18 protein-coding genes, 2 pseudogenes and 1 riboswitch are annotated in these 24,633 nt (G+C 73.6%); of the genes and pseudogenes, 12 read left to right on the top strand and 8 right to left on the bottom strand.

The features are described 5' to 3' along the window. Nucleotides 1-190 precede the first annotated feature (190 nt). Nucleotides 191-328, bottom strand: a riboswitch (cyclic di-AMP (ydaO/yuaA leader). A 272-nt stretch (nucleotides 329-600) separates the two neighbouring features. After that, nucleotides 601-1,920, bottom strand: coding sequence for an acyltransferase (locus AB0F58_RS12610; RefSeq protein WP_357142098.1), 1,320 nt, complete (start codon nucleotides 1,918-1,920; stop codon nucleotides 601-603). Nucleotides 1,921-2,093: 173 nt separating this feature from the next. Between AB0F58_RS12610 and AB0F58_RS12615 the strand changes: the two genes are divergently transcribed. Beyond that, nucleotides 2,094-2,729 carry an alpha-ketoglutarate-dependent dioxygenase AlkB gene (locus tag AB0F58_RS12615; protein ID WP_357142100.1) on the top strand — a complete coding sequence of 212 codons (636 nt, stop codon included), beginning with the start codon at nucleotides 2,094-2,096 and terminating at the stop codon, nucleotides 2,727-2,729. Between the two features lie 131 nt (nucleotides 2,730-2,860). Then, a complete protein-coding gene (locus tag AB0F58_RS12620; RefSeq protein ID WP_357142102.1) occupies nucleotides 2,861-4,192 on the top strand; it encodes a solute carrier family 23 protein in 1,332 nt (443 codons plus the stop codon). Nucleotides 4,193-4,251: 59 nt separating this feature from the next. Here the strand turns inward: AB0F58_RS12620 and AB0F58_RS12625 are convergent, their stop codons facing one another. Next, entirely contained in the window at nucleotides 4,252-6,741 is a 2,490-nt protein-coding gene (locus tag AB0F58_RS12625) for a DNA topoisomerase IV subunit A (RefSeq protein ID WP_357142104.1), read from the bottom strand. Between the two features lie 29 nt (nucleotides 6,742-6,770). Then, nucleotides 6,771-8,895, bottom strand: a pseudogene (locus AB0F58_RS12630) (DNA topoisomerase IV subunit B). Nucleotides 8,896-9,143: 248 nt separating this feature from the next. Between AB0F58_RS12630 and AB0F58_RS12635 the strand changes: the two are divergent. Continuing rightward, nucleotides 9,144-10,400 (top strand): hypothetical protein, encoded by a 1,257-nt coding sequence (locus AB0F58_RS12635; RefSeq protein ID WP_357142106.1) that lies wholly within the window; start codon nucleotides 9,144-9,146, stop codon nucleotides 10,398-10,400. Between the two features lie 75 nt (nucleotides 10,401-10,475). Here the strand turns inward: AB0F58_RS12635 and AB0F58_RS12640 are convergent, their stop codons facing one another. After that, on the bottom strand, nucleotides 10,476-10,709 hold the full coding sequence (locus tag AB0F58_RS12640; protein ID WP_357142108.1) for a hypothetical protein: 234 nt from the start codon (nucleotides 10,707-10,709) through the stop codon (nucleotides 10,476-10,478). Here AB0F58_RS12640 and AB0F58_RS12645 point away from each other — a divergent pair. The 3 genes and pseudogenes from AB0F58_RS12645 to AB0F58_RS12655 form a co-directional block, all read left to right on the top strand. Further along, nucleotides 10,680-10,829 (top strand): annotated as a pseudogene (locus tag AB0F58_RS12645) (hemin transporter); the annotation flags it as partial. The gene AB0F58_RS12640 and the pseudogene AB0F58_RS12645 overlap by 30 nt on opposite strands. 229 nt (nucleotides 10,830-11,058) lie before the next feature. Beyond that, the gene (locus tag AB0F58_RS12650) at nucleotides 11,059-12,276 is read left to right on the top strand and encodes a glycosyltransferase (protein ID WP_357142110.1); all 1,218 of its coding nucleotides are present in this window, start codon (nucleotides 11,059-11,061) and stop codon (nucleotides 12,274-12,276) included. Nucleotides 12,277-12,356: 80 nt separating this feature from the next. Then, nucleotides 12,357-13,019: a hypothetical protein gene (locus tag AB0F58_RS12655; RefSeq protein ID WP_357142112.1), complete on the top strand. Its 663-nt coding sequence runs from the start codon at nucleotides 12,357-12,359 to the stop codon at nucleotides 13,017-13,019. A gap of 77 nt (nucleotides 13,020-13,096) precedes the next feature. Here AB0F58_RS12655 and AB0F58_RS12660 read toward each other — a convergent pair whose 3' ends face one another. Both AB0F58_RS12660 and AB0F58_RS12665 read right to left on the bottom strand, forming a co-directional pair. Beyond that, nucleotides 13,097-14,008, bottom strand: a complete 912-nt coding sequence (locus AB0F58_RS12660; protein ID WP_357142114.1) for a DUF72 domain-containing protein — start codon at nucleotides 14,006-14,008, stop codon at nucleotides 13,097-13,099. A gap of 214 nt (nucleotides 14,009-14,222) precedes the next feature. Continuing rightward, nucleotides 14,223-14,483 (bottom strand): hypothetical protein, encoded by a 261-nt coding sequence (locus AB0F58_RS12665; RefSeq protein WP_357142116.1) that lies wholly within the window; start codon nucleotides 14,481-14,483, stop codon nucleotides 14,223-14,225. 228 nt (nucleotides 14,484-14,711) lie between these two features. On the opposite strand from AB0F58_RS12665, the gene AB0F58_RS12670 reads away from it, so the two are divergent. Genes AB0F58_RS12670 through AB0F58_RS12680 form a run of 3 tightly spaced genes read left to right on the top strand, consistent with a single transcriptional unit; the run spans nucleotide 14,712 to nucleotide 16,791 of the window. Then, nucleotides 14,712-15,479, top strand: a complete 768-nt coding sequence (locus AB0F58_RS12670; protein WP_357142118.1) for a hypothetical protein — start codon at nucleotides 14,712-14,714, stop codon at nucleotides 15,477-15,479. A 31-nt stretch (nucleotides 15,480-15,510) separates the two neighbouring features. After that, entirely contained in the window at nucleotides 15,511-16,227 is a 717-nt protein-coding gene (locus AB0F58_RS12675; protein ID WP_357142119.1) for a Pr6Pr family membrane protein, read from the top strand. Between the two features lie 48 nt (nucleotides 16,228-16,275). After that, a complete protein-coding gene (locus tag AB0F58_RS12680; RefSeq protein ID WP_357142121.1) occupies nucleotides 16,276-16,791 on the top strand; it encodes a 2'-5' RNA ligase family protein in 516 nt (171 codons plus the stop codon). A 27-nt stretch (nucleotides 16,792-16,818) separates the two neighbouring features. Here AB0F58_RS12680 and AB0F58_RS12685 read toward each other — a convergent pair whose 3' ends face one another. Continuing rightward, entirely contained in the window at nucleotides 16,819-17,304 is a 486-nt protein-coding gene (locus tag AB0F58_RS12685; protein ID WP_357142123.1) for a type II toxin-antitoxin system PemK/MazF family toxin, read from the bottom strand. A gap of 177 nt (nucleotides 17,305-17,481) precedes the next feature. After that, nucleotides 17,482-18,489, bottom strand: coding sequence for a hypothetical protein (locus AB0F58_RS12690; protein ID WP_357142125.1), 1,008 nt, complete (start codon nucleotides 18,487-18,489; stop codon nucleotides 17,482-17,484). Nucleotides 18,490-19,025: 536 nt separating this feature from the next. On the opposite strand from AB0F58_RS12690, the gene AB0F58_RS12695 reads away from it, so the two are divergent. Genes AB0F58_RS12695 through AB0F58_RS12705 form a run of 3 tightly spaced genes read left to right on the top strand, consistent with a single transcriptional unit; the run spans nucleotide 19,026 to nucleotide 24,626 of the window. Then, nucleotides 19,026-23,063, top strand: coding sequence for an amino acid adenylation domain-containing protein (locus AB0F58_RS12695; RefSeq protein WP_357142127.1), 4,038 nt, complete (start codon nucleotides 19,026-19,028; stop codon nucleotides 23,061-23,063). Continuing rightward, nucleotides 23,047-23,985 carry a fatty acid desaturase gene (locus AB0F58_RS12700; RefSeq protein WP_357142129.1) on the top strand — a complete coding sequence of 313 codons (939 nt, stop codon included), beginning with the start codon at nucleotides 23,047-23,049 and terminating at the stop codon, nucleotides 23,983-23,985. Before AB0F58_RS12695 ends, AB0F58_RS12700 begins: the two co-directional genes overlap by 17 nt. Beyond that, nucleotides 23,982-24,626: a GNAT family N-acetyltransferase gene (locus tag AB0F58_RS12705; RefSeq protein ID WP_357142131.1), complete on the top strand. Its 645-nt coding sequence runs from the start codon at nucleotides 23,982-23,984 to the stop codon at nucleotides 24,624-24,626. Before AB0F58_RS12700 ends, AB0F58_RS12705 begins: the two co-directional genes overlap by 4 nt. Nucleotides 24,627-24,633: the final 7 nt, after the last annotated feature.

The following is a 24,633-nucleotide window of genomic DNA, read 5'->3' on the forward strand; positions in this document are numbered from 1 at the left end:
GGCAGGGGTGGAGAGCGGCGCACCTGGTCGACGCAGGGCGGACCGTGCGTGGGGTCGACGGTGGCGAAGGGTGCCCGCTCGGACGGCGTCTGCGGGTGTACGCCGGAGTCAGTGTCGGCGGCGCGACGGGAGGGCCGGCGGCACCTGGGCACCGTGGAGGAACCGGGAAACGGGGGCGTGCAGCACGAACTACTCCTTCCGACACCGCCTACCGGGTTAGCTGACGGATTCGGGCGGGAAGATCGCCCTACCACGGGTCAGCCCCGCGGATTCACCCCGACGTACCTGGGTCCCCGGCTCGTGGAACACGATTAGGCGGGCCGGCGCGGTGTCGCCCTTTGCGACCTACGACCGCACCAGACGGGCCGACACTACTGATGTCGCAAACCCCTGCCAACCATCGTGAGCTGGGCAAACGACTCCACAGACCCGGAAGTTCGACGCAGAGGCGGGCTGACGTCACTCAATGGGACGACCCGTTTTCCGGGCACCAGCAGGCGATTTCCGGACGGCACCGGCACAACCCGGCCGCCCCATTCGGCGCGGATCGGGACGAGCGGGCCGAAGGTGCGGCGGGGGCAGAGCGTGCCCCGGGTCACGTCACGATCCGGTCACGCCTGCGGTCCGCGCACCGCCCGAGGGGCGGTCCGGCGGTCCCTCGCGCAGGCTCGGCCCACCCGCGCCGGTCGCCACGGTCCGGTCGGATTCCGGCGCCCGGTCGTCGACGGGGGCGGCGGCGTGCCCGCCCCGGGCGGCCCCGTCGGCCACCCGCTGCCGGGGCGGGGCGACCGCCGGCTGCCCGCCCACCGGGGCGGGACCGGTCGGGGCGGGGGGACGCCGTCGGCCCGGGGCGAGCAGACGCATCATCGGGGTCTCCACCCACCGGTACAGCAGCCACGCCAGCAGGAGGTTCAGCAGCAGGAAGCCGACCGCCACCAGCGGACCCGTCCAGCCGGTGAAGCCGACTCCGTGGTCGCCGGTGAGTCGGAGGATGGTGACCATCACGAAGACGTGCACCAGGTAGAAGGCGAAGGAAACCTCGCCGAGCCAGACCAGCGGCCGGGAGCGCCACGGCGACGGCAGACCACGGACGTCGGCCCGGGCCGCCGAGGTGATCACCAGGATGTACACCGCCGACAGCAGCGCCGCCCACAGCTCCGCGCGGATCCACTCCCCGGCCACCACCCAGGTGACCAGGAAGATCAGGCTGGCCAGGGGCAGCCCGGGGCCGCGCCAGTGGCCGCGCCGCATCAGCTCGGCCGCGGCGACGCCCATCCAGAACTCGGTGGAGCGGACCAGCGGGAAGATCTGGGTGAACCACCACCGACTCTCCTCCGGCACCAGGAGCTGACCCGGCCAGAGGGCGAGGATCACCAGCGGCACCGCCGCCACGACCGCCCAGAGCGCCCACGACGGCGTCCGGCGCAGGGCCGGCAGCACGAACGGCAGACAGACATAGAAGAACAGCTCACAGGAGAGCGACCAGCTCACCGTGTTCATGCTGTAGAAGTAGCCGGGGGTGGGGTTCCAGGCCTGTACGAGCAGGAGGTTCTGCACCGCCGCCGAGGGGTTGACCGGGTCGGCGAACCAGATCCCGACCAGCAGCACCACCGCCCACATCAGCAGGTGGTTCGGGTAGATCTTGGCCAGCCGGCGGCGCCAGAACCCCCACCTCGTGTCCTGCGGACGGGCCGACCAGACCAGCACGAAGCCGCTGAGGACGAAGAAGAACTGCACCCCGGAGAGGCCCAGGGTGAACAGCCGGTCCACCACGGCCTTGAACTCCGGCTCGACGATGATCCGCATCGTCCCGACGTGGAAGCCGAAGACCAGCATCGCCGCGATCCACCGCAACCCGGTCAGGGAGGGCAGGCGGGACCGGGACCGGTCGACCCCGGCCGTCGGGGTGAGGCTGGTCATGACACCGCCCGCGGATACGGCTCGCGGATCGGCATGCGGTTCTCCCGTCGGTCGGCCGGCGTACGCCGGGATTGGTCACAACGGGCGGAACCGGTCGGCGCCACCCCGCCGGGCACCCTACCCCGACCGCCCGCGTCTCGTACGCGTGTACGAGAGACGGTAGGCTCGGCCGGGTGGCCGACCTCGCGTACCAGCCCTCGATGCTGGACCTCACCGACCAGGGCCCCGCCCTGGAGCCGCTGGCCGGCCGGGTACGCCGGCACGAGCTGGGCCGGGGCGCGTGGGTCGACCACCTACCCGGCTGGGTGCGCGGCTCCGATCCGGTGCTCGCCGCCCTGCTGCACGAGGTGCCCTGGCGGGCCGAGCGCCGCCGGATGTACGACAGCGAGGTCGACGTGCCCCGGCTCCTCTGCTGGTACGCCGCCGGCCGGCCGCTCCCCCACCCCGTGCTGACCGACGCCCGCGCCGCCCTCAACCGGCACTACGCCGCCGAACTGGGCGAGGAGTTCGTCACCGCCGGCATGTGCCTCTACCGGTCCGGCAAGGACAGCGTCGCCTGGCACGGCGACACCATCGGTCGGGGCGCCCACGCGGACACCATGGTGGCGATCGTCTCGTTCGGCACCCCCCGCCCACTGCTGCTGCGGCCGCGCGGCGGCGGGACCGGCCCACGCTTCCCGCTCGGCCACGGCGACCTGGTCGTGATGGGCGGTTCCTGCCAGCGCACCTGGGAACACGCCGTCCCGAAGACCAGCCGCCCGGTCGGCCCCCGGGTCAGCGTGCAGTTCCGCCCCTCCGGCGTCGCCTGAGCCACCCCGCGGACCGGGTCCGCGCCGCCGGCGGGCAGGTCCGGCGGACCTGCCCCCACCGGCACTCTGCTAGAAACGTCCAGGGTCACCGCCGCCCCAGCAGGTCCCGCCGACGTGAAGGGCAGTGCGCCATGACCCCACCCCCCGACCGGACGCCCACCAGTACACCGCGCCGGGCGCCCTGGCGGCTGCACGGCGACGGCCGGACGGTACGCCCCGGCGACGTGGTCGCCCCGGACGAACGCCTCTCCTGGCCGCGCACGGTCGGCATCGGCGTGCAGCACGTGGTGGCGATGTTCGGGGCCACCTTCACGGTGCCGCTGATCACCGGCTTCCCGCCGGCCACCACACTGTTCTTCTCCGGTCTGGGCACCCTGCTGTTCCTGCTGATCACCGGCAACCGGCTGCCGTCGTACCTCGGCTCCTCGTTCGCCTTCATCGCACCGGTGCTCGCCGCGAAGGCCGGCGGGGACATCGGCCCGGCGCTCGGTGGCATCGTGATCGCGGGGGCGGCACTGGCGCTGGTCGGCCTGATCGTCCAGGTGGCCGGCACCCGGTGGATCGACGCGCTGATGCCCCCGGCGGTGACCGGCACGATCGTCGCGCTGATCGGGCTCAACCTCGCTCCGGTGGCCTGGGACGGTAACGGCAGCGGCACCGGCGTCAAGGCGCAGCCGCTGGTCGCGGTGGTCACCCTGGCCGCGATCCTGCTCACCACGGTGGCCTTCCGGGGCTTCCCGGGCCGACTGTCCATCCTGCTCGGCGTGGTGGTCGGTTGGCTGTTCGCCGCCGCGACGGGCGGGCTCGACACCGCCACCCTGACCCGGCTGCGCGAGGCCGCCTGGGTGGGGCTGCCCGAGTTCCACGCGCCCAGCTTCAGCCTCCGCGCGGCGGTGCTGGTCATCCCGGTGATCCTGGTGCTGATCGCGGAGAACGCCGGCCACGTGAAGGCGGTCGCCGCGATGACCGGCCGCAACCTGGACCGGGACATGGGGCGGGCGTTCCTCGGTGACGGGATCGCCACCGTGCTCGCCGGCTCGGCCGGCGGCTCCGGCACCACCACGTACGCGGAGAACATCGGCGTGATGGCGGCGACCCGGGTCTACTCCACCGCCGCGTACTGGGTGGCCGGGGCGGCGGCGGTGCTGCTCGGGCTCAGCCCGAAGTTCGGGGCGTTGATCCTGACCGTGCCGGCGGGGGTGCTCGGCGGCGCGACCACCGTCCTGTACGGGCTGATCGCCGTCCTCGGCGCGCGGATCTGGATCGAGAACCGGGTCGACTTCCACGACCCGGTGAACCTCTTCACCGCCGCGGTCGCCCTGATCGTCGGAGCCGCCGACTACACCCTCACCGCCGGCGACCTCTCCTTCAACGGCATCGCCCTGGGCACCGCCGCCGCCCTGGTCACGTACCACGGTATGCGCGGCGTCGCCCGCCTGCGGGCCCCCCGCGTCCCGACCTGACCCCCGCCCGGTTCGCTCCGGGGTCCGGCCGGACGTCGGCCGGGCCCCGGAGCGAACGGTCACTCGCGGGTCTGGTGGTGGCCCAGGAGGGTGGGGCCGAGCATGACCGCGAAGCCGGAACCGTCCCGGCGGGGGTCCTCCGCCGGCAACTCGACCGGCTCACCGGTGGCGGTGCAACCCACCGGTCGGGGACCGACCCAGGCCACGACCAGGTCCGTCTCCCCCTTGAGGAAGCGCTGGGCGCGGACGCCGCCGGTCGCCCGCCCCTTGGCCGGGTACGCCGCGAAGGGCGTCACCTTGACCGTGGCCCCGGTCGAGGTGACCACCATCGGCTCCCCGTGCACCGCGTCGTCGGTGCGCACCGCGCTGAAGAAGACCACCCGCGCCCCGGCCGGCAGGTTGATCCCGGCCATGCCGCCACCCCGGACGCCCTGCGGGCGGACCAGGTTGGCCGGGAAGCGCAGCAGTGACGCCTCCGAGGTGACGAAGGTCAACGCCTCCGCCCCGTCGGTCAGCCAGGTCGCTCCGACCACCTCGTCCCCCTCGCGCAGGGAGATCACCTCGAACTCGTCCGACCGGACCGGCCACTCCGGGGCACAGACCTTGACCACCCCCTGCCGGGTGCCCAGGGCCAGGCCCGGCGACCCCTCGGCGGTCGGGCCGAGCGGAGCCAGCGCGACCACCGACTCCCCCGCCGCCAGCGGCACCAGTTCGGCGACGGACATCCCGCCGCTGAGCGAGACCGTGCCGGACTGCTCGGGCAGGACGGGCAGCGGCAGCACGTCGACCTTGAACGCCCGGCCGGCGCTGGTCACCACGAGCACCCGGCCCCGGGCGGTGGAGTGCACGAGCGCGCGTACCGCGTCGTGCCTGACCCGGCCCCGCCGCCCGCGCCCCTCGGCGGCCTCCTCCGACTCGGCCGCGGTCCGGGCGATCAGCCCGGTGGCGGAGAGGATCACCTGGCACGGGTCGTCGGCGACCTCCAGCGGCCCGGCCGGCACGGAGGCCGCCAGGACCTCCTTCAGGTCGCCGTCGACCAGGACCGTCCGGCGCGGCGTCCCGAACTGCTTCGCCACCGCGCCCAACTCGTCGGAGACCAGCTTCCGGAGCACCTTCTCGTCGTCGAGGATCCGGGACAGCTCGGCGATCTCACCGCGCAGCTTCTCCTGCTCGGCCTCCAACTCCAGCCGGTCGTACTTCGTCAGCCGGCGCAGCGGGGTGTCCAGGATGTAGGTGGCCTGGATCTCGGAGAGGCCGAACCGGCTCATCAGGCCGTCCTTGGCGGCCTGGGCGTCCTCGCTCTCCCGGATCAGCCGCACCACCCGGTCGATGTCGAGCAGGGCGACGAGCAGGCCGTCGACCAGGTGCAGCCGCTCCTCGCGCCGACGCCGCCGGTACGAGGTGCGCCGGGTCACCACCTCGTACCGGTGGGCGAGGAAGACCTCCAGCAGGGCCTTGAGCCCGAGGGTCCGTGGCTGCCCGTCGACCAGGACGAGGTTGTTGACGCCGAAGGACTGCTCCAGCGGGGTGAGCCGGTAGAGGTCGGCCAGGAGCGCCTGCGGGTTGACCCCGACCTTGCACTCGACGACCAGCCGGGTGCCGCTCTCCCGGTCGGTGAGGTCCTTGACGTCGGCGATGCCGGTCAGCCGCTTGGTCTTCGTCACCTCGTTGGTGATCGCCGCGATGACCTTCTCCGCGCCGACGCCGTACGGCAGCTCGACCACGGTGATCGCCTGCCGGCCCCGGCTGCCCTCCACCGGACCGATCTCCACCCGGCCGCGCATCCGCACCACGCCCCGCCCGGTCTCGTACGCCCGGCGGACCTCGTCCAGACCGAGCAGCAGGCCGCCGGTGGGCAGGTCCGGGCCGGGGACGAACTCCATGAGCTTGTCGAGCGTGGCGTCCGGGTGCCGGATCAGCCAGCGGGCCGCCGCGACCACCTCGCCCAGGTTGTGCGGGATCATGTTGGTCGCCATCCCGACCGCGATCCCGGACGCGCCGTTGACCAGCAGGTTCGGGAAGGCGGCCGGCAGCACGGTGGGCTGGGTCAGCGAGCCGTCGTAGTTCGGCTCGACGTCGACGGTCTCCTCGCCCAGTTCACCGACGAGCAGCATCGCCTCGCGGGACATCCGGGCCTCGGTGTAGCGCGCGGCGGCCGGGCCGTCGTCCGGGCTGCCGAAGTTCCCATGCCCGTCGATGAGGGGCACGTTGAGCGAGAAGTCCTGGGCGAGCCGGACCATCGCGTCGTAGATGGCGGTGTCGCCGTGCGGGTGGTAGCGACCCATCACGTCACCGACCACCCGGGCGGACTTGACGTGTGCCCGGTCCGGGCGGAACCCGGACTCGTGCATGGCGTAGAGGATCCGGCGGTGCACGGGCTTCAGGCCGTCCCGGGCGTCCGGCAGGGCGCGGGAGTGGATGACCGAGAACGCGTACTCCAGGTAGGAGTCGGAGACCTCGGTGACCAGCGGGTTGTCGAAGACCCGGGCACCGGCCCGGTCGAACGCGGACAGGTCGACCTTGTCGCGGGTTTCCTTGCGGCGTGCCATGGTTGCGCTCTCTCCCGTGACAGGGGTGGTCAGGCGTCGATCGCGTCGCGGTCGACGCGGTCGGCGGACTCGATCAGCCAGTTCCGGCGCGGCTCGACCTTCTCCCCCATGAGCAGGTCCAGGATCCGCTCGGCGGCGTCGACGTCCTCCAGGGTGATCCGTCGGACCGACCGGCTGGCCGGGTTCATCGTGGTCTCCCAGAGTTCGTCGGCGTCCATCTCGCCGAGGCCCTTGAACCGGGGGATCGGGGTGACGATCTGCTTGCCGGCCTTCTCCAGCTTGCGGACCGTCGCCTCCATCTCGGCCTGGGTGTAGGTGTAGACGGTCTGCGGGCTGCGCCCCCTCGTGGTGATCTTGTGGAGGGGCGGCATCGCGGCGTAGAGCCGTCCGGCTTCGATCAGCGGTCGCATGTAGCGGGCGAAGAGGGTGATCAGCAGGGTCCGGATGTGCGCGCCGTCCACGTCGGCGTCGGCCATGATCAGGACCCGGCCGTACCGCAGGGTGGAGAGGTCGAACGTCCGCCCGGAGCCGGCCCCGAGCACCTGCACGATCGCCGCGCACTCGGCGTTGTCCAGCACCTGCTGGAGGTTCGCCTTCTGCACGTTGAGGATCTTGCCCCGGATCGGCAGGAGCGCCTGGTACTCGGCGGACCGGGCGAGTCGGCCGGTCCCGAGGGCGCTGTCCCCCTCCACGATGAACAGCTCGCTCCGGTCGATGCCCGCGGAGCGGCAGTCGACCAGTTTCGCCGGCATCGCCGCGCCCTCCAGGGCGGTCTTGCGCCGGGCCGCGTCCTTCTGCTGCTTCTGGGTCAGCCGGACCCGGGCCGCGTCGACGATCTTCTGGAGGACGGTACGCGCCTCGGTCTTCGTCCGGCGGTCCTCCAGCCACGCCTTGAGGTGCTGCTCGACCAGGGACTGGATGACCTTGGTGATGCCGGCGGTGGAGAGTTCGTCCTTGGTCTGCGAGGTGAACTGCGGTTCGGGGATACGCACGTGCACCACGGCCGTCATCCCCTCCAGGACGTCGTCCAGGGTGGGCGGGTCCTCCTTGGCCCGCAGCAGGCCCCGGGTGGTCCGGACCGCCTCGGCGAGGGTCCGGGTCAGCGCCCGCTCGAAGCCCTTGCGGTGGGTGCCGCCGTGCGCGTTGCGGATGGTGTTGGTGAAACACTCGACCGTACGGTCGTAGCCGGTGCCCCAGCGGAAGGCCACCTCGACCTCGGCGCGGCGCTGCACGTTGGACTGCATGACGCCGTTGGCGTCGGCGGCGTTCTCCCGGTAGGTGCCCTCGCCGGTGACCAGCAGGATGCCGGAGACGGCCCGGTCGCCGGCCGGGGCGATGAACTCCACCATGTCGGTGAGCCCGTTCGGGTAGTGGAACTCCTCCCGGGTCGGCTCCTCGGCGGTCTCGTCGCGCAGCAGGTAGTTGACGCCGGGGACCAGGAAGGCGGTGTTGCGCAGCTTCAGCCGGACCGCGTCGACGTCCAGCCGGGCGCCGGTCTCGAAGTAGCGGGCGTCGTGCCAGTACCGGATCGAGGTGCCGGTGCGCTGGCCGCGCTTCATCGCGCCGACCACCTGGAGCCCGGGGCCGGGGGTGAAGGGGTCGTCCGGGCCGGGACCGTCGAAGATGCCGGGCACCCCGTGCCGGAACGACATCCCGTGCACCTTGCCGCCCCGGCGGACGGTCACGTCGAACCGGCGGGAGAGCGCGTTGACCGCCGAGGCGCCGACACCGTGCAGGCCGCCGGAGGTCTTGTAGCCGGAGCCGCCGAACTTGCCGCCGGCGTGCAGCCGGGTCAGCACCAGTTCGACGCCGGAGATGCCGGACTTCGCGTGCACGTCGGTGGGGATGCCCCGGCCGTCGTCGTCGACCTGTACCGAGCCGTCGGCGTGCAGCACGACCTCGATCCGGTTGGCGTGGCCGCCGACCCCCTCGTCGGTGGAGTTGTCGAGGATCTCGTTGACGAGGTGACCCACGCCACGGCTGTCGGTCGAGCCGATGTACATGCCGGGGCGTTTGCGGACGGCGTCCAGCCCCTCCAGATGGGTGAGGTCATCGGCCCCGTAGAGAGGCTCAAGATCTGCGGTCAACTTGGTCGTACTCCCAGGTCTCGGCGGTGGGTGGCCACCTCCGGCGGAGATCGCCGGTGGACGGCACGCCGCAGCGAGCCTAGCCGGGTGCGCCGACATACCCACGCCACCCCGCGCCGCGCCCGTCCGCGCCGAGGGAATCGTGAGCAGGGCGACGGGGTGGTCGGACGGGGCCGGGTCGGGTCCGTCCGGCCCGATGGATCACGAGGTTCGTCGATCGAAACGGCGCCGAAACCGTTGACGCCCGCGAGACGGGCGTGATGTGATCGCGATCTCAAAGACTTTCTCACATTTCCATCAGTGGATGGAGGTTCGATGTCCCTGTTCCGTCGTACCGCGCTCGCGTTGGCGCTGGTCGTGGCCTCGGGCGGGCTCACCGCCACGGTCGCGCCCGCCACCCCGGCGACCGCGGCGCCCCCCACCGCCGCAGTGGCGCTCGGCGACAGCTTCATCAGCGGCGAAGGCGCCGGCGCGTACACGTCGGTGGTCGACGTCAACGGGGCGGCTCAGGGCTTCCCGGGCTGGTCCGCGCCGAACAACAACGCGTACTTCTGCCACCGCTCGGCGAACGCGTCCCTGCACCGGGCCAACCTCCCGGGCATCCAGGACCGGTTCAACCTGGCCTGCTCCGGCGGCCAGCCGTACGACATCGGCGCCGCCTCGGCGGCCCGCGCCAAGGGCCGGCAGGTGGCGTCCCAGCTCGACCAGCTCCGCGCGGTCGCCCGGACCCACGACATCGACCTCGTCCTGGTCGGGCTCGGCTCCAACAACAGCTCGTTCACCTTCGGCTCGGTGGCGGAGAAGTGCGCCAACCGGTTCATCGCCGACGCCTGGACCGGCTGGTGGGAGTTCTGGGCGTACCTCGGTGGCCCGGTCCCGCAGCAGCCGTGCAGCGACGCCGACCTGGCCACCCCGGCGCAGCTCGCCGCGGCCACCGGGGAGACCACCTCGGCGGTCCGGCAGATCCTCGCCACCCTCGCCCAGGTCGACGCCGACGGGCAGCACCGGGTCGTGCTCCAGGACTACACCAACCCGCTGCCGTTCGACCTGCACCCGACCTTCCACGAGCAGGACGGCCGGGCCGACGACCGGGACAAGTTCCGGGACCTCGGTGCCGAGCGGTACGCCGCCGGCTGCCCGATCCACCGGGCCAGCCTGGCTCCGGGGCACCGCTTCTCCGCCGGTCTCGGCACCATGGTGCGGTCGACCCGGGACACCCTGGCCGCCGAGTTCCCCGGCGCGGACCTGGTCTACCTCAACGTGCAGCGGGCCTTCGACGGGGCCCGGCTCTGCGAGTCGTCGAGCAGCCCCAGCGGCACCCTGGCCACCCCGATCCGTCTCCAGGACGGGCCGAGCGGCGTCTTCGTGACCAGCCTCTCCGGCAAGGACAAGCTGGATATCCAGGACATCGCCAACACCTGCGTCACCTACTTCCAGACCTGCCAGGAGTCGTGGCACCCGAACGCCACCGGACACCAGGTGCTCGGACAGTGCCTGACCGGTGCCGCCACCGCCGCCGCGCGGAGCGTGTCCTGCGTACGGTCGCCGGACGGCGGCATCACCGTCTCCTGAGCCGCCGCCACACCGTCGAACCACCGGGACCCCGCCGACTGCGGCGGGGTCCCGTTCGTCACGCCACCTCCGTGGTCAGGTCGGCCGGCCGCCGAGGGCGAGCAGCACCGGGCCGGTCGGGTCGGCCAGCAGGTCACCGAGACGGACCCGGTCGAGCACGTCGAGGAACGCCTCCTGCGCGCGGCGCAGCTCACCGCGGAGGCGGCACGCGGGCAGCAGCGGGCAGGCCGGGCGGTCGCAGTCCACCACCTCGGCGGCGCCCTCGAAGGCCCGGAGCTGATCCCGCTCAGCCCCGACGCGGACGTCCACCTCTGTGGACCGCTGCCGTTCACGTACCAGGTCCGCAGCGGGCTGTTGCGCCGGGGCGTACCGGCCGGGCGGATCGCGTACGAGGTGTTCGACCCGGGGATGCTCCGCGCCGACGCCTGACCCGGGGAGCAGGACGTGACCCGATCGATTGGTTAGGTCGGACGGCTCAGGGTAGGGACCTGCCCATGCGGGTCGGGCGTCTGCCTCAGCCGGAACGTCACGGGCGGGTCCCGGTCGGTACGCCGACCGGGGCGCGCTCCGCCGGCCCGCGTCGATCGCGGAACGGCACGCGACGGTCCGGCGATCGACCGTTCCCGGGGCGACGGGACCGGCTGATGGAGGAGGAAACATGCGCATCGCGATGATCTCGGAGCACGCCAGCCCGCTCGCCGTGCCGGTCGACCCGGACGTCGGCGGCCAGCACACGCACGTCGCCGAGTTGGCCGCCGCGCTCGTCGGCGCGGGTCACGACGTACGGGTCTACACCCGCCGGGACTCCACCGCGGTGCCCGACGCCGTACCCACCGGGGACGGCTACCTGGTCTGCCACGTCCCCGCCGGGCCCCCCGAGCGGCTGCCCCGCGACGAGTTGCTGCCGCACCTCGCCGAGTTCGGGCGGTGGCTCGCCGGCGCCTGGCAGGACGAGGGCTGGCTGCCCGACGTCGCGCACGCGCACTTCTGGATGAGCGGCCTGGCCACCCTGCACGCCGCCCGGCGGACCGGGGTGCCGGTCGTGCAGACCTACCACGGGCTCGGCACGGTGGCCCGGCGGCAGCTCGGCAACCGGGACACCAGCCCACCGGGGCGGATCGGCTACGAACGGGCCATCGGCCGGGCCGTCGACCGGGTCGTCGTGCAGTGCCAGGACGAGGTCGCCGAGTTGCTCCGGCTCGGGGTGCCCCGCTCCCGGATGACCCTGGTCCCCACCGGGATCGACGAGGCACTGTTCCGCCCCGAGGGGCCGGTCGCGCCCCGGGATCCGGCCCGACCCCGGATCCTCACCGTCGGCCCGCTGATCGCCGCGCAGGGCCTGCCGGACCTGGTCCGGGCGATGCCGGGCGTACCGGAGGCGGAGTGCGTGGTGGTCGGTGGGCCCCCGGCCGACCTGCTGCCCGGCGACGGGACCGCCCGCCGGCTGCTCGCCCTCGCCACGGCCTGCGGGGTGGCCGAGCGGGTCCGCCTCGTCGGCGCGGTCCCCCGGGCGGAACTGGGTCGCTGGTACCGCTCGGCGGACATCCTCGTCGCCGCCCCCTGGCACGAACCGTACGGCCTCTCGACCCTGGAGGGCATGGCCTGCGGGGTCCCCGTGGTCGGCACCGCCGTCGGCGGGATCAGCGACAGCGTGGTGGACGGGCTCACCGGTGACCTCGTCCCGCCCCGCGACCCACGGGCCCTCGGCACGGCGGTCCGCCGGCTGCTGCGGGACAACGTCCGCCGCTTCTCGTACGCCACGGCGGCGCTGGACCGGATCCGCAGCCGGTACTCCTGGAAGCGGGCCGTGGAGCAGCTCGGGGCGGTGTACGCGACGGTCAGCGGCGTCGGCCGGCCGGCCCCGGCGGTCGCCTGACCACCGCTGCGGGCGGTGGCCGGGAATAGCCGCCCGGCGCGTGGGTATGCCGCAGCACCCACACGGCGGAAGGGGATCAGATGTCCGAACGGCACACCGTCCTGCGCTCGATGCACGACCTCGGCCTGGCGGCCTGGTTCGGCGGCTCGTTGATGGGCGCCACCGGGGTCAACGGCGCGGCGGCGAAGATCAACGACAGGACCCAACGACTGCCGATGGCCTCGGCGGGCTGGGCCCGATGGACGCCGGTGAACGCGGCGGCCATCGGGGCGCACCTGGCCGGCGCGGTCGGCGAACTGGTGACCGAGAGCCCTCGGGTACTCACCCAGTCCGGGGTCGGCCGGATGAGCGCGGTCAAGACCGCGCTGACCGTCGCCGCGCTGGCCGTCACCGGATACAGCCGGATGCTCGGCATGCGGTTGGAGAAGTCGGGCCAGCCACCGGTGGCCGGGGTCACCGAACCCCAGCCCGACACGCCGCGCGCGGTCGCGACCTCGCAACGGCAGATGAAGGTGCTCCAGTGGGCTGTCCCGGCCATCACCGGGGCGCTGATCGTGGTCACCAGCTACGCCGGTGAACAGCAGAAACCCGGCCAGGTACTCCGGGGGATGCTCGGTCGGGCCGGCGGCATGATGACCCTCGGGCGCAACGGCGGCATGATGAACACGAAGTCCAAGGGGATGGGGATGGGCATGCTCGGCACCAACGGTCACGGCCGGATGCACCGCATGATGGCCCACTGACCGGCAGGGCCACCGCGACCCGCGACCGCTCCGGTCGCGGGTCGCCGCGTACCCGGTCGCTCCTCGTCGGCCCCGGGTCACCGCTCCGCACCGAGCAGCGGGCGGTCGACCCGGTCCGTCGACACGCCGAGCAGGTCGGCCAGCCGGGCGGCGTCCCGCTGGGCCTGGTCGCCGCAGCAGTTGTTCAGCAACACGTGCAGCTCGTCGGCCCGCCCGGCCAGCCCGGTCAGCAGCTCCGCCCAGCGGGTCAGCTCGTCCTCGGCGTACGCGTAGCGGAACCGCTCCTGCTTGTCACCGCTCTCCCAGGCGGCGCTGTGCCCGTGGAACCGGATCATGGCCAGCCCGGCGGTGGCGGTGAGGATGGGCGGCACCGACGAGGCGAACCCCTGGGGCATGTCGACGCAGACGAAGGTCAGGTCGTGCTCGCGGAGCAGGTCGAGGGTGCCCAGCACGGTCGGCTCGGCGAACCAGGAGTGGTGACGCAACTCGACGGCGACCCGGTGCGGTCGGCACCGACCGGCGAGTTCGACGATCCGCCGTCTCGCCGCCTCGCCGTGGGCGAACCACGGGGGGAACTGCAACAGCACCGCGCCCAGCCGGTCGGAACCGGCGAGCGGGGCCAACGCGGCGTGGAACCTCTCCCACAGCTCGTCGTACGTCTCGCCGGGCAGGTCACGGCGCTGGACCTGGCGGCGGGTACCGGCCGGACGCAGGTCCCGGGGCAGCACGGAGACCGGTGTCGGGTGCCCGGTGAACAGGCTGAACGCCTTGACGTCGAAGGTGAAACCGTCCGGAGTGGCCGCCGCCCAGCCCTGGGCGGTCTCCGGCGTCGGCACCGCGTAGTACGAGGTGTCCACCTCGACCAGTCCGAACCGGCCGGCGTAGTGACCGAGCCGGGCGGCGGGGGTGCGGGCCGTCCGCGGATACCAGCCGGAGCGCAACAGCATCTGGTCGGCCCAGGACGACGTTCCCACCTTGATCGCACCCATGTCACCAGTTGACCCCCGGTGTCCGGGTTCGGCAACCGGAGAGGGCTCCGGGATGCCCCGGACAGCGGGGAAAGTGTCGGGGGTGGCCCGTACCGTGCGATCCGCATCGGACGGGGTGAAAGGGCGACCACGGGTGCTCGGGCAGACCACGGCCCGAGCACTGCGCTCGCCCGCCCCCGGCGCACGGGCACCGGGGGCGGGACGGGGCACGGGCTCAGGCGCGGGGCGGACCCTGGTAGTTAGGGGCCACGTAGACGGGCAGGCGCTCACCGCCGGCACGGGCGTAGCGACGGGTGTACGTGATGTGACCGTCGGCCCGGGAGGACGCGAAGCCCTCCACGAACTCACCGGTGCGGTCGGTCGGGAGCGGAACGGTGAAGCTGACCGGCAGCGACCGCAGTGCGGCGGACGCCCGCGCGGGCGTCACCTCGTGACGTTCGTTGTGCCAGGGACCACCGAGGAAGAGCACCTTCATACGTTCATGTTCTCCTGTCGCTGACCGTAACGCCTCATCCATCGGTCTGTCGACGGATGCCGTCCCGGTTGGACCTTGAGGTGTCGATCCGTCCGTTCTGCCGGTGACCCCAGGTATGACCCCGGACCGGTCCCGGGGGCCGGGAGGATGATCCACCAGTCGGCCATCCCGGCGGGCCGACCCACCGCGTGTGACGTCGGAAGGATCGCCGACGCTGGTACACACGAGATGACCTCACATCACCAATACCAGATCGACCGGGAGACAGTCGAGTGCCTGCTCGACGGAACCGCCGTCGACCACCGACGGGCACCCGGCCACCTCGTCCGGTTGCTCGCCGCGCTCCGCGCCGCTCCCCGGCCGGTGGAACTGCGCGGTGAACACCGGGCGATGCGGGCGTTCCAGGCCGCGCGGCTGGCACCGGTGCGACGACCGTCGCCGCGTCCGCCCCGGCGGGACGCCCTGGCCCGTCTGCTGCCGGTGCGGACGACCACCGCCGCACTGCTGGCCGTGGTCGCGACCGGAGGGGTGGCCCTCGCCACGGTACAGGGGGCGGTGCGCTTCCCGGCGCATCCGGTGCCGTCGCCGGCCACGACCACGCCGGGGGACGGGGCATCCGGCGGCGACCCGGAGCGGTTCCGGACGGCACCCACCGGCGGGCCGACGCCGGGGCCCTCGGCCAGCACCCCGGGTGGCCGGCCGACCGCCGGTCCCGGCAGCCCGACGCCCTCGCGGCCCGACGGGTCGCCCGCGCCCCCGGCCGGGCCCGGGGCGAAGCCGTCGGTACCGCCGGCGCGGCCGACCTGGCGACCGGTGGTGCCGGCGCCCCCGTCGGTGGGGCCGACCGGGCAACCGGCGGTGCCGACCCCGCCGGTGGGCGACGGGCCGGGCCGGCCCGACCACACCGGCCTGCCGGAGCCCGCCGACCTCCCACCGGAGCCCGCCGGCGTCCCACCGGGGCCCTCGACGGCGAATCGAGCCGGCGCTGGCCGGTGACGAGCCCGGGAAGGGCTGTTAACGTGCGCGAATGACTCTGCGGCGTGGATCGGCGGCGGTGGTCCTCCGCCTGCTGGTCGTCCTCGGCGTGCTGGCCGGGATCGTGCTCACCGCCGCCGGTCCGGCCACCGTGACCGGCCTGCTGCCGTACTTCACCATCCAGAGCAATCTCGCGGTCGGGCTGCTCGCCGGGTACGCCGTCACGCGGGCCCGGCGGGGGCGGCCCGACCCGCCGTCCGTGCTCAAGGGCGCGGCCACCCTCTACATCACCATCACCGGGGTGGTCTACCACCTGGTCCTGGCCAATCCGGCCAGCCCGTTCGCGATGGCGCAACCGGACCGTTCCCTCGCCGACGCGGTCGGCAACCAGTTCCTGCACACCGTGGTCCCGCTACTCGCGGTGGTCGACTGGGCGCTCTTCGACCGTCGGGGCCGGCTACGCCCCCGGTACGCGGCCTGGTGGCTCGCCTTCCCGCTGGCGTACCTGGCGTTCGCCCTGGTGAGAGGGGCCGTGGTCGGCTCCTACCCGTACCCGTTCGTGGACGCCGGTCAGCTCGGCTACCCCGGGGTGGCGGTCAGCGCGTCGGGCTTCGCGGTGGTGTTCTGGCTGCTCGGCCTGGTCTTCGTCGGGGTGGACCGGCTCCTCGCCCGCCGCACCCGGCCGACGGCTCCGGCCGCCCCGGCACAGCGGACGGCACCACCGGCCCCGACCGGTACGGCGGCCGGGGCGGGGAGAGCCCGGAGATGAACGGTCGGCGGAGTCGCCCCGGGTGACGGCGGGCCCTAGGGTGGGCCGGTGGTCGCCGCGCTGGAGCTGTATCTCGACACCGACGCCACCCGGCGGATCCGGGTGCTCTGGGAGGCGTTGGAGGCGGAAGGCGTGCAGAGCCTCCGGTACCTGCTCGACCAGCGCCACCGCCCGCACGTGTCGCTGGCGGTGGCGCCCCGGCTGGACCCGGAGCGGGTCGCCGAGGCACTGACCGGACTGACCGTGGCCGCGCCGCTCCGGTTGTCGTTCCAGTACGCCGGACAGTTCGTCGGACGGGTGCTCTGGCTCGGCCCGACGCCGACGCCGGACCTGCTCGCCCACCACGCCGAGGTGCACGACCGGCTGACCCGGGCCGGCGTGGGCCTCTCCGAGCACTACCAGCCGGGGCGCTGGGTGCCGCACTGCACGCTCTCCATGCGGGTGCCCAACGCGCTGATGGCCGCCGCCGTCCGCCGCTGCCTGGAGGTGCTGCCGGTGGAGGCCCGGGTGGTCGGCGCGGCGGTCACCGACCACGCCCGGGGCATCGCCCACCCGCTGTCCTGACCACGCGCCACCGGGTCAGGGCACGGATCAGGTCCAGCCGTACTCGGCGCGCAGCACCCCGGCCACCCGGTCGAACCGGGCCCGGTCCAGCACCGCGCCCTCCCGGCGGATCCCGTCCTCCCGCATGGTGAGCACCCGGTCGAGCCGGACCCAGCTCGGCCGGTTGTCCCGGTCCCACTCGCCCGGACCGAGCGGAAACCAGTGCCGTTGGCCGTCGCGGTCACGCTGACTGGAGAGCATCAGCCCGAAGAGGGTCCGGCTCTCCCGGCCGACCACCAGCACCGGTCGGTCCTTGCCCTGGCGGGGATCGTCCTCGTAGGCCACCCAGGTCCAGACGATCTCGCCCGGGTCGGCCTGGCCGTCCGGTTCGGGCGCGTAGGTGAGGTGGCGGCGACGGAGGGCCGCCGCCTGACGTCCTCGGGCGACCTGGGCGGGCACCTGGGCCGGGGACGCGGCAGCGCCCCGGACGACCCGACCGACCCGCGCCGCCACGTTCCTCAACAGTCCCGCCACGGCCGAAGCCTATCCGCCGCTCACCGGCCCCGCGCGCCGCGACCACCGCAGCCGGTCCGCCCGCGTCTCCCGGTCGGTGGGTACGCGTCCCGGTAAGCGCGGGCACCCGGTCCGCCCGCGCCCCGCACTCCCGGTCGACCGGGAGCGGTCGTCGGGCCGGTCCGGTCGCCGGCGGCGTCAGGGGGTGACCAGATAGTTCCAGGAGGTCGGGCCGGGGGGCGCGGGGACGGGGGCGGGGCCACCGCCGTCCCGCGACTCGGCGATCACCCGCATCTCCACCTCGTGTCGACTGGGTACGGCCCCGGGCAGCCGGAGCAGGACGTTGGAGCGGACCCGGTCCTCCCCCCGGTTCCAGCGCATGGTGTTCGAGGGCAGGTGACACACGGTGATGGGGACACCGATCCGGGTGGCGAAGCGGGTCAGCCCGATCCGCCAGGACCTGCCGCCCGGTCCGGCGGAGTCCGCGACGATCAGCAGGTGGCGGGCCTGCTGGCTGGACTCCGCCCACCAGCCGCCGACGGTGGCCAGCGCCACCGCCCAGGTGTCCCGGTCGACGGGCTCGTCGGTCCAGCCGCCCTCGTCCCCGGGGCCGGGCCCGGTCGCGTCTCCCGGCGCGGGGTCGCCGGGGACCGGCCCGCCGTCACCGGCCGCCGCGGTCTGCCGGTGACGGCGCAGGCTCAGCACGATCACCGGCTGTCCGGCGAGGATGCACCGTTGCACGTGGTCGTTGACCCGGTGGAACTGGGCGTCCCGGTCGAGTTGCTGGCCGGCAAGCAGCGGGCGGGAACTGGTGGACAGCCGGAAGCCGGCCTCCCGCAGCAGCCGGCTCACCGACCAGGCCGACACCCGGTGCCCCAGGTCGGCCAGTTCCTCGGCGAGCCGCCGGGTGGAGCGGGTGGTCCACTGGAGAGCCGGGCGCGGCTGGTGGCGGGGTTCCATCAGACCGAGCAGGTCGGTCATCAGGCCGGGATCGGTCTCGGTGAGCCGTTTGCGTCCACCGCCGGGACGCCGCACGCGTGGAGGGCGCGCCCCCGGGGACTCGAGCTCCTCGATCCCCTTCGAGACGGTGCTCGGATGCACCCCGGCGGCGAGGGCGATCCGGCTGATCCCACCCCGCCCCAGTGACCGGGCCCGAGCGGCGAGCACCAACCGGCGCTGCCGCTCGTCGAGATGCGGTTCGAGCATTCGGAACTCTTCGGCAAAACCCTTTACGCCATCCCCGTTCATCCCCATGACTTGACGAGTATACGCATATCAAACCGTCTGACGGGATCGCTTGCGGTGAATTTCTACACAGCACACCGTCCATTCTGGCCACTGACCGGGCGGAGCGAAGCGCCATCGACTCCCATCGACACCGACCGTGATGACAACGGGGACCCGATCACCTCGACCACACCGGCTCCGCAGCTCAGGACGGTGCCCGGGGACCGGCTCCCACGCCTCGCACCTCCACCGGACGGATCGGAAGCCGACGGGGGTCGCACCTGGACGGCCGCTGGTTCACGCGTAGTTATTTCCTCGCAAAGCCCGACTGAGGCCACAACTTAGCGTGACCCGAAAGGCACGGCCTGCTGCTTCGGCGAAACCGGATCACCCTGTGGAATCAGACTTGACGGCGCGAGGAAATAGCTATTTGCCGGCCACGGGAAAGTCGTGTTACCTCATTGGATCTGCGCGGCGCGAACTCGGGGGAACACAAGAGCCGGTTGGAGGCGTCAGTGTTGTTCGACCACGACAGACCGGACTGGCCGCTGCTGGGGGCCCAGTCCGGGATCTGGTACGCGGAGTCGCTGGACCCCACCGGGTCGTCCCGGAGCATCACCGACCGGATCGACATCTTCGGCCCGGTCGACCCCACCACCATGACCGCCGCCCACCACCGGGTCGAACGCGACTGCGAGGCGCTGCGGCTACGGTTCGCGGTCACCGCCGCCGGACCGGTGCAGTACGTCGACCCGGACGCCTCCTCGCCGTTGCATCTGGTCGACGTGAGCGCGGAGGCCGACCCGGAGGCGGCGGCGGACGCCTGGATGACCGCCGACATGACCGCCCCGGTCGACCGGCTCGGCACCGGGCTCTGCACCACCGCGCTGATCCGGCTGGCCCCGGAGCACTTCGTCCTCTACCGCCGGGTGCACCACCTGATGGTCGACGGCTGGAGCCTCGCCCAGCTCCACCGGCGGACCGCGGCGACGTACACCGCCCTGGTGAGCGGCCAGGCCCCACCCGCACCGCCCCCGCCGCTGCGGATCCTCGGTGACGGCGAGGCCGCGTACCTCGCCTCGGACCGGTTGGAGCGGGACCGGCGGCACTGGCTGGAGCGGCTGGCGGACCGACCGGAGCCGACCCGGCTCGCGGGACGGCAGGACCGGCGCGGCGGGCCGGTGATCCGCCGCCGGGCCCACCTCGGCGTCACCCGGACCGAGCGGATGCGGATCGCCGCCGAGCGGCTCGGGGTGGGCTGGTCGGAGTTCGCCGTCGGGGTCGCGGCCGCCTACGTCGGGCGGATGGCCGGCAGCACCGACGTCCTGCTCGGGCTCCCGGTGACCGGCCGGATGAGCCGGGCCGAACGCGACGTGCCCGGCATGACCACGAACGCCATGCCCCTGCGGGTCCGGATGCCGGCCGGCACCACCCTGGCCGGCGCCCTCACCGCCGTGGGCGCGGAACTGCGGGCCGGTCTGCTGCACAGCCGCTACCCCGCCACCATGCTCGGACGCGACCTGGGCCGCACCGGGCAGGGACGCCCCTTCTGGGGCGCGGTGGTCAACGTCATGGGTTCGACCGCGCCGCTGCGCTTCGCCGATCACCAGGCCACGGTCCGCACCCTCTCCCTGCCGGACGTCGACGACGTCTCCCTCGTCTTCTTCCAACTGCCCGACGGGGACACCGAGCTGCTCCTCGACGCCGACTCCGTCGCCCACCCGCCCGGGGAACTCGACGCGCACCTGCGGCGGTTCCTCTTCTTCCTGGACGCGGCGACCTCGGCGGAACCCGGCACCCCCGTCGACGACCTGCCCCTGGTCGACGCCGAGGAGCGGGACCGCCTCCTCGGCTGGGGCCGGGGCCCGACCCGGGACATCCCGCCGGTCGGCGTGCACCAGCTCGTCGAGGAGTGGGCGGATCGGACCCCGGACGCGCCCGCCCTCGACGACGACGGCACCCCGGTGAGCTTCCGCGAGTTGGACCGACGGGCCAACCGGCTGGCCCGGCACCTGGTCGACCGGGGCGTGGGTCCGGGTCAGGTGGTGGCGTTCGCGCTGCCCCGGTCCGCGACGCTGGTCACCGCCGCGCTGGCGGTGCTGAAGTCCGGCGCGGCCTTCCTCTCCCTCGACCCCGCCTACCCGGTCCCCCGACTGTCGTTCATGGTCGCCGACGCGGAGCCGAGCCTGCTGCTGCTGTCCCGCGAGACCGCCGCGCTCGGCGACCACCTGCCGGTGCGGCGGCTGCTCCTCGACGACCCGGAACTGACCGGCCGGCTGGCCGTCCTGGACGGTCGTCCACTGTCCGACGGGGAGCGGAACCTGCCCACCTCCCCCTGGCAACCGGCGTACCTGATCTACACCTCCGGCTCCACCGGCACCCCGAAGGGCGTGGTGGTGCGCCACCGGGGCGTGGTCAACCTGACCGCGGCCATGGTGGACCGGTTGGGCTCCGGTCCGGGCACCCGGACCCTCCAGTTCGCCTCCGCCAGCTTCGACGCCTTCGTCGGCGAGATGACGCAGTCGGTGCTCAACGGCGGCACCCTCGTCCTCGCCCCGGCCGACCGGTTGACGCCCGGTCCCGACCTGGTCCGGCTGATCCGGGACCGCGAGGTCAACGACCTCGTCCTCGCCCCGTCCGTGCTCGACGTGCTGTCCCCGCAGGACATTCCCCCCGGTACCACCGTGTCGATCGTCGGGGAACTGTCCGCGCCCACGGTGGTCGAACGGTTCGCGCCGGTCTGCCGGCTGATCAACGGGTACGGGCCGACCGAGGCGACCGTCTCGACCGCGATGAGCGGTCGGCTCACCCCGGACCGGGCCGCCGCCCCGCCGATCGGGGCCCCGCTGCGCAACGTCCGGGTCTACCTGCTCGACCCGCACCGACGGCTGGTGCCCACCGGGACGGTCGGCGAGCTGCACATCGGCGGTGCCGGGGTGTCGCTGGGCTACCGGGGCAACCGGGCGCTCACCGAGGACCGCTTCCTGCCGGACCCGTTCGCCACCGACGACGGCGAGGCGCGGATGTACCGCAGCGGCGACCTGGCCCGGTGGACCGCTGACGGCGAGCTGGTCTTCGTCGGGCGCGACGACGACCAGGTCAAGATCCGTGGCTTCCGGATCGAGCTGGGTGAGGTCGAGGCCGCCCTGGTCCGGCAACCCGGGGTGGTCCGGGCCGCGGCCACGGTCCGCGACGACGGAACCGGGGGCCGGCACCTCGTCGGGTACGTGGTGCCGGTCTCGGGGACCGGCGTCGACCCGGCCCGGATCCGGGCCGGCGTGGCCGAGGCGCTCCCCGCCCACCTGGTCCCCGGGATCGTGGTGCCGGTCGACGAGCTGCCCCGCACGGCCAGCGGCAAACTCGACCGGGCCGCCCTGCCCGACCCGCACGCCGCGACGCCCGGCCGGCCGGGCCCGGCCGGTGGCGGGACGACCGGCCGCACCGACACGGAGGAGGTGCTGGCCGCCCTCTTCGCCGAGTTGCTGGGTGTGCCGGCGGTCGGCGTCGACGACAACTTCTTCGACCTCGGCGGGCACTCGCTCTCCGCCACCCGACTGCTGGGCCGGGCCCGGAACCTGCTCGACGTCCACCTGTCGGTGCGCGACCTGTTCCGCCACCCGACCGTGTCCGCGCTCGCCGCCCGGATCGGTCCCCCGTCGGTGGCCGCCACCGGCCCGGTCGCCGCCGTGCCGCTGCGGCGCACCGGCAGCCGGCCACCGCTGTTCTGCCTGCCGCTGCCGGACGGCCGCAGCCGGCCCTGGCTGCGTCTGGTCGCCCAGCTGCCCGCCGAGATCCCCGGGTACGGCCTCCAGGGCGGGGTCACCCCGTCGGCCGGGTTCGAGGAGCTGGTCGACGGCTACCTGGCCCGGATCCGCGAGGTCCAGCCCGAGGGTCCGTACCACCTGCTCGGCTGCGGGACCGGCGGCTACCTGGCGTACCAGGCGGCGGTGGCGTTGCAGGCGGCCGGGGCGGAGGTCGGGCTGCTGGCCCTGCTGGACAGCTACCCGCCGGACGAGACGCATCCCGCGCCGCCGCCGACCGACCGGGAGGCGCTGCTCGGCGTCCTCGACCTGTACGACGTGCCACGGCCCGCGTCGGCCGCGCCGGACGCCGCCACCGTGGCCGCGCTGCTGCACGAACGCGGTGGCGGGCTGACCGGCGTCGACGAGACTGCCGTACGCGACCAGGCCGGGGCCCTCGCCCGGCTCGGCCACCTGGCGCACGAGTTCACGCCCGGCCGGTTCGTCGGGGACCCGCTGGTCCTCGCCACCCGCCGGCCGGGGTCGGGCCACCCGCCGGCCCGGCCGGACTGGGGCAAGTACGTCACCGGTCGGGTCCGTGAGCGGCTGCTCGACGTCGACAGCCGGGATCCGCTGGCGCCCGAGCCGGTGGCCGTCCTCGCCGCCGTGCTCACCGCGGCCCTGACGCCGGGCGACGACCCGGCCGGGGCGGCACCGGCGGGCGGGACCGCGACCGGGACGCCGGCACCACCCGACACCGTGGCCACCGAGCGACCGCAGGAGGAGACGGGTAACCGTGAAACCCATCGATGAGGCCACCGCGCGCGCCACCCGGGCCGACGTCCGCAGCGCCGCCCGGCATCTGCGCACCGAGGTCGACGACCGGTCCTTCGCGTCGAAGCTGACGCTCTGGGCCCTGCTGACCGTCGCCGGCACCGTGCTGGCCGCCCGCCCGGAGACCGCCCTGCGGGTGCTGGGCGTGGTGCTGCTGGGCTGCATGTTCGCCCACGCCGCCGAGTTGCAGCACCAGACGCTGCACGGGTTGGGGTTCCGCCACGCGCGGACCAACCGGCTGGTCGGCGTCCTGCTGGGACTGCCGATGTTGATCTCGTTCTCCGCGTACCGGGCGACCCACCTGCGGCACCACCGCGACCTGGGCACCCCGGAGAACCGGGAGTTCTTCGACTACGGCGACCAGTACGGCACCGACCGCCCCCGGTCCCGGCTGCGCACCGCCTGGGCCTGGACGGTGCGCTTCACCATGCTGCACCACTACGGACTGTTCCTGCTCGACGCCGGGCGGGCGCTGCGGGGTGCGGACCACCCCGGCGAGAACCCGACCATCTCCCGCCGGATCCGGGCGGAACACCGGCTCGTCCTCGGCGTGCTCCTCGCCGCCACGGTCGGCTCGGTGCTGCTCGGTCAGGCGCTGGTGGTGTGGTGCTGGCTGGCCCCGCTGCTGCTGGTGGCCGGGCCGGTGCACGCGCTGGTCGAACTGCCGGAGCACTTCCGCTGCGCCACCCTGGACCGTGACCCGTTCGCCAACACCCGGACGATCCGGTCCAACCGGCTGATGACCTGGTTCACCAACGGCAACAACTTCCACGTCGAGCACCACCTGATGCCGAACCTGCCGATCGAGCGCCTGCCCGAGCTGCACCAGCAGGTACGGCACCAGCTCCGGCACTTCCACCCCGGATACGTGGACTTCTTCCGGACGTTGGTGCGCAAGTGAGCGCCCCGTCCACCACCGGGGTGGTGTTCCGGCTGGCCGAGTCGGCGGCGGACCGGGCGGCGGTGCTGCGGCTGCGCGAGGCGGTCTACGTCCGGGACCAGGGGCGGCTGCGCGACGCCGCCGACACCGAGGAGACCTTCGACCGCTTCGACCCGTACGCCCACTACATCCTCGCGCTCGACGGCGACGAGCCGGTCGGCACGGTGAAGGTCATCCCCGACCAGGCGGCCGGGCTGCCCTGCGAGGACGTGGTCGACCTGAGCGCGCTGCGACCGGGCAACCGGCTGGTCGAGTTCGGGCACCTGATGACCCTGCCGGCGATCCGCAGCCGCTCGGTCGGGCTGGCGCTGATGCGCGAGGCGCTGGTGCACAGCGTCCGGCGGTTCGGCGCGACCCACATCATCGGGGACTTCTTCGTCGACGAGAACTCCGGCCAGCTGCGGGACTTCTACCTGGAGATCGGCTTCGCGCCGCTCGGCGAGCCGTACCTCGACGAGCGGTTCGCCGGTGGGCCGCTGAGCCTGGTGGCCTACCTGGACGTGCCGGACGCGGTGGCCCGGTCCCGCACGCCGGCGGGGCGGCGCAGCCGCCTGTTGCAGTTCTTCTTCGCCGACTACCACGCGTACGCCAGTGCCCGGTGACCACGGG

Source organism: Micromonospora sp. NPDC023956 (assembly GCF_040639195.1).
Taxonomy (GTDB): Bacteria; Actinomycetota; Actinomycetes; order Mycobacteriales; family Micromonosporaceae; genus Micromonospora.

Bases quoted from the DNA above. Each gene is read 5' to 3' on its own strand.
- AB0F58_RS12690 (WP_357142125.1), bottom strand. From the start codon at position 18,489: ATGCTCGAACCGCATCTCGACGAGCGGCAGCGCCGGTTGGTGCTCGCC.
- AB0F58_RS12655 (WP_357142112.1), top strand. From the start codon at position 12,357: ATGTCCGAACGGCACACCGTCCTGCGCTCGATGCACGACCTCGGCCTG.
- AB0F58_RS12650 (WP_357142110.1), top strand. From the start codon at position 11,059: ATGCGCATCGCGATGATCTCGGAGCACGCCAGCCCGCTCGCCGTGCCG.
- AB0F58_RS12675 (WP_357142119.1), top strand. From the start codon at position 15,511: ATGACTCTGCGGCGTGGATCGGCGGCGGTGGTCCTCCGCCTGCTGGTC.
- AB0F58_RS12660 (WP_357142114.1), bottom strand. From the start codon at position 14,008: ATGGGTGCGATCAAGGTGGGAACGTCGTCCTGGGCCGACCAGATGCTG.
- AB0F58_RS12665 (WP_357142116.1), bottom strand. From the start codon at position 14,483: ATGAAGGTGCTCTTCCTCGGTGGTCCCTGGCACAACGAACGTCACGAG.
- AB0F58_RS12670 (WP_357142118.1), top strand. From the start codon at position 14,712: ATGACCTCACATCACCAATACCAGATCGACCGGGAGACAGTCGAGTGC.
- AB0F58_RS12635 (WP_357142106.1), top strand. From the start codon at position 9,144: ATGTCCCTGTTCCGTCGTACCGCGCTCGCGTTGGCGCTGGTCGTGGCC.
- AB0F58_RS12610 (WP_357142098.1), bottom strand. From the start codon at position 1,920: ATGACCAGCCTCACCCCGACGGCCGGGGTCGACCGGTCCCGGTCCCGC.
- AB0F58_RS12625 (WP_357142104.1), bottom strand. From the start codon at position 6,741: ATGGCACGCCGCAAGGAAACCCGCGACAAGGTCGACCTGTCCGCGTTC.
- AB0F58_RS12620 (WP_357142102.1), top strand. From the start codon at position 2,861: ATGACCCCACCCCCCGACCGGACGCCCACCAGTACACCGCGCCGGGCG.